Source organism: uncultured Bacteroides sp. (assembly GCF_947632445.1).
In the GTDB taxonomy this organism is placed as follows: domain Bacteria; phylum Bacteroidota; class Bacteroidia; order Bacteroidales; family Bacteroidaceae; genus Bacteroides.
In genome coordinates this window covers 1-2,606 of record NZ_CANRPM010000136.1, presented here as the reverse complement: position 1 = coordinate 2,606, position 2,606 = coordinate 1, and the positions used below count along the sequence as shown (strand labels likewise).

General features: G+C 45.6%; 2 protein-coding genes. Both read right to left on the bottom strand.

Annotated elements, in window-relative coordinates:
- Positions 1–83 precede the first annotated feature (83 nt).
- Entirely contained in the window at positions 84–1,235 is a 1,152-nt protein-coding gene (locus Q0Z70_RS13490; protein ID WP_298075328.1) for a site-specific integrase, read from the bottom strand.
- Between the two features lie 22 nt (positions 1,236–1,257).
- Positions 1,258–2,376 carry a site-specific integrase gene (locus Q0Z70_RS13485; protein ID WP_214445612.1) on the bottom strand — a complete coding sequence of 373 codons (1,119 nt, stop codon included), beginning with the start codon at positions 2,374–2,376 and terminating at the stop codon, positions 1,258–1,260.
- Between the last annotated feature and the right edge of the window lie 230 nt (positions 2,377–2,606).

Here is a 2,606-nt window from a genome sequence, read left to right as displayed (position 1 = left end):
GAATGCGGTTGCGGCTACGACTGTAAGCGGCAAAAGCATCGTAAGGAAATTATCGGAGATTCGTTTCATCGCATATATAAGTGTTAGTCTTTGAAAATGTCATTGACACGGTTGACCGCCTCGTCTTTCTTCTGGTCGATAATTTTCGCGTATATCTGCGTGGTGGCAATGTTCTTGTGTCCGAGCAGCTTGCTCGTGGTATAAATGTCAACGTCAAGGGTCAGCATCATCGTTGCGAAGCTGTGTCTGCTCACGTGATAGGTTACATGCTTGGTTATGCCTGCCGCTTTCGCCCATTTGTCGAGGATTATGCAGATACGGCTCTCTGAGGGAAGGTCGAAAACCTTGTCTTCATCCTTTGCATCGCCACGCTCTGGCAGCCACTTCATCGCCTGTTGGGATAACGGCAGATATATAGGGTCTTTTGTCTTTTCCATTACTGTGAACACCCTCCATTGGTCGCCGTCCTTGTGGATGTCGCCCCATGTCAGGCTGACAACATCGCTGATACGCAGGGCGCAGTAGCAGGAGAACAGGAAAGCCTGCTTGACGGCGGGACGGGTGGGACACTCCGTCGCAATCAGTTTCTTCAATTCATCTATCTGCAGGAACTCACGCTTGCTTTCAGGGCGGTGAATGCGGTCGGCTGCGGCTATGTGCGTGAAAGGATTCTCGGACAGATAGTCATTCCGCACAGCCCAGTTCAGCATGGCACTGAGCACCGTAACATATCCGGCGGCGGTAGTCATGGTAATGGGTCGGTTCGTCCTCGCCTTGTAATCGTTCCGAAGGAAATTCATGAACGCCATGCAATAGTCCTTGTCTATCATCCTGAGGGGAACGTCACCACGGAATTGGGATGTCGCTTTTCGGATGCAGTTTACACTGCGTATTGTGGTATGCTTGCCATTGTCCTCCAGCCACCTTGCGTAAAGGTCAAGCAGTTCGGACAACTTGATACGTCCACGCAACATGATGTTGGAAACGCCTTTTTCATTATTGATTAGTTCTATGATGCGGTCTGCCTTAATCTTGTTCGCCAATGTCATGTTGTGCTGGTTCATGGCACGGCTGGCAGGATCAAGTTCTGGGACAAGGTAGAGTTTCAGGAACTCATACGTCCGCTTCCCGTTACGGTAAATATCAAGATAGATTGACTTGTTTCCGTTCTGTAATTCCTTGAAGCGGATGCGGACAGGCTCTTTCGCCTTGATTACTTTCTTTGGTCTGGGCATGGTGTTTTATTTATTTTGTTTATTATTCGACAGGTATAACTGGTACTGTTTCGCTTTCAGGTTGCTGGTTGGCAGTAATCATCTTCATATACCCCCTCATCGTCTTAGGTGTCATCCCAAGCATACAACAGACAGTTCCAATATCGGTACCGGTGGTGAGCAATAGATATATAAAGGTGTTTTGCGCAAGCCTGAAATTCAGCGGTTGTTTCAGCCCGGCTTTCTCGCCCCAAAGATGTAGGATGTTCAATATTTCCGTACTCTTCGGCAATCCCTTGAATACCAGTCCACGACGGCTTGTCGTTTCGGGTAGCCACCGCATTGATATGTCGGTCAACGGGATGGATGATTTTCTTGAATGTACTTCAATGGTTGTTTTGCCTTCGTTCGTCTTTATGTCTTTCCATTTGAGTGAAAGGACATCGGCAAAGGACAGATATGTGAAGACGCTCAACATGAAAGCCTGTTTGACTTGCGGTCTTGACATTACGGGACATGGGGTATTCATCAAAACCTTTATTTCATCCACGGTCAGGAACTTTTTCAGCGGACGTTCCCTTGTGATGCGCCCGTGAATGTTCACGAAACGGAGAGGATTCACACCGATAATCCCATTGGTGACTGCGTTGTTGAGTGTGCTGCTGAAAAGATAAATGTAAGCCCTTGCCGTTGTCATGCTGATTTTCCCGAACTGTCCGGCATAGTCCTTGTGCAGAAAATCAACCAGTCCATCGCAATAATCTTCGTTAATGTCAACCACCTTCGTGTCTAACCCACGATAAGCCGCCACTGCCTTTCTCATACCTCTTATGTTTGTGGCGGTAGAAGCATCGCCTTTCGAGGAAACGATTTTTTCGTATTCGTCAACAGCCTCACCTATGCTCATACCGGAAGGTTCTTTGACCTCTATGCCGAAACAAGCGGTGAACAATTCGTTCACCCTTTCAGTACGGATGGCTTCCGCCTCTTTCATCGTCTGTTTGTTCGTGCGGATGTTTTTCTTGGATGTTTCGGGTAACAAATAGAGACGGAGGGTTTCGCGTATGCGCTTTCCGTCCTTGTAATAGTCAAGGTAGATGGACTTCTTTCCGTTTTCCATCTCCTTGTATTTAAGCGTTATATGAGATTTTGTAGTGCTCATGTGAAGTTCTATTTGTTACTATTCGGTCATTTTTCACCTGCAAAATTACAAATATAATTTCAAAGTAACAAAATAGTAGCAAACAAAGTAACAAAATTAGCCCTATTTAGCGAAAATAGGAATCCATTATCCTTTTGCGTAACTTATATAAATCACTGATATATAGTGTTTATATATTCTTTTTGCTTGCTATTAATTCTTATGAAAAACATATATAAAGATATTGGTGG

Excerpts from the sequence above, each read along its gene's own strand:
- Q0Z70_RS13490 (WP_298075328.1), bottom strand. The coding sequence starts at position 1,235 with ATGCCCAGACCAAAGAAAGTAATCAAGGCGAAAGAGCCTGTCCGCATC.
- Q0Z70_RS13485 (WP_214445612.1), bottom strand. The coding sequence starts at position 2,376 with ATGAGCACTACAAAATCTCATATAACGCTTAAATACAAGGAGATGGAA.